Annotated in this window: 3 protein-coding genes; all 3 read left to right on the top strand. The window is 73.7% G+C overall.

From position 1 onward, the window contains the following. The coding region (locus tag AB0435_RS34230; protein ID WP_366428750.1) for an AAA family ATPase at window positions 1-452 on the top strand (452 nt) is incomplete at its 5' end. After that, window positions 445-849 carry a hypothetical protein gene (locus tag AB0435_RS34225; protein WP_366428749.1) on the top strand — a complete coding sequence of 135 codons (405 nt, stop codon included), beginning with the start codon at window positions 445-447 and terminating at the stop codon, window positions 847-849. The genes AB0435_RS34230 and AB0435_RS34225, both read left to right, overlap by 8 nt. A 17-nt stretch (window positions 850-866) precedes the next feature. Further along, the coding region (locus AB0435_RS34220; protein ID WP_366428748.1) for a hypothetical protein at window positions 867-1253 on the top strand (387 nt) is incomplete at its 3' end.

The following is a 1253-nucleotide window of genomic DNA, read 5'->3' as shown; positions in this document are numbered from 1 at the left end:
TCGCCGGGTCGTCGCCGCTGTGCAAGGACGGTTCGCCGGAGGCGAGCGCGCGGGCCGGCGGGGAGTGCGGCGGGCTGGGGCGGGCCTCGGCCGGGTACGGGCTCCGCGACGCGGACTTCTCGTGCGAGCGGTGGGCCCTCCATGCTACGGGCCTGCTCGCCCGCGGCTTCGAGGTGACCATCGACGCCACCTCGACAACCGCACGGGAGCGCTCGAACTGGCTCGCGATCGCCACCGCCCACCAGGCGCCGGCGATCGCCGTGATCGTGCGGACCCCACCGGAGACCGCCCGCGAGCGCAACGCCGCCCGCGAACGGCCCGTGCCCACCGACGTCGTCGACGCCATGGCCACCCGCGTCACCGCCCTCACCGTCGACGACCTGCTCGACGAGGGTTTCGCCCACGTCACCGAACACACCACCGCAGCCCAGGAGGAACCCCGCCGTGCCTGAACCCGCCCTGCTCGACATCGCCGGGATGCTCGAAGAGCTGAGGCTCGGCCCGCTGACCGTGGACATCGTGGCCGGGCCCGGCGGCGAGGGCCACGCACTGCAGATCGAGCTCGAAGGGCCGGCCCCCGCGCCGCGGCTGGCCCGCTTCACCGAGCTGCTGACCTTCGTCGACGCCGTCATCGGCAAGTTCCACGACAGCGACACCACGGTGCGGCTCACCGCCCGCGGCCGTGCCCCCCACGGCGTTCCCGTGCTGGTCGTAGCCACCTTCGACGAGCGCCAGGACGCCGACGTCGTCGCGCGCATCAACGCCGAGCTCGGTCGCGCGATCGCCCGCAAGGACGTCGCCGGCCTGCTCACACGCCTCGCCGAGCTCCAGACCACCGCCCACGCCTGACCAGGGGAGACCCGTCCATGTCCGACATCGAGACCTGGCCCGAAGGGGCCGACGACCCGATCGAGGAGAAGACCAGCACCTCCGGCGGCACCTGGCCCCAGCTGCACCGGCGGCTGCTGCCCGCTGTCGTTCTGGCGGCCGGCCTGACCGCCGCCTGCTACCCCGGCTACGCCACCACGACGTCGTCGACCAGCCCGGCCGCGTCGGTCACCAGCTCGTCGACGAGCCCCACCGCAGCCGCCGCGCTGCTGGCCACGCTGCGCATCGCGGCCGAAGATACGGGGGTGCACTACCGCCGCGAGGACTGGAGTCTGATGCAGGAGGGCAGCGAAGGGGAGGCCGGGCGCGCCCGTGCGGAGCTGCGGGAGATGGTGAACATCTCACGGCAGGCGCTCGCCGATGTG

The organism is Streptomyces sp. NPDC051173 (assembly GCF_040689515.1).
Lineage (GTDB): Bacteria > Actinomycetota > Actinomycetes > Streptomycetales > Streptomycetaceae > Streptomyces.
Note: the sequence above shows the minus strand (reverse complement) of the source record. Positions and strands in the feature narration are given on the sequence as shown.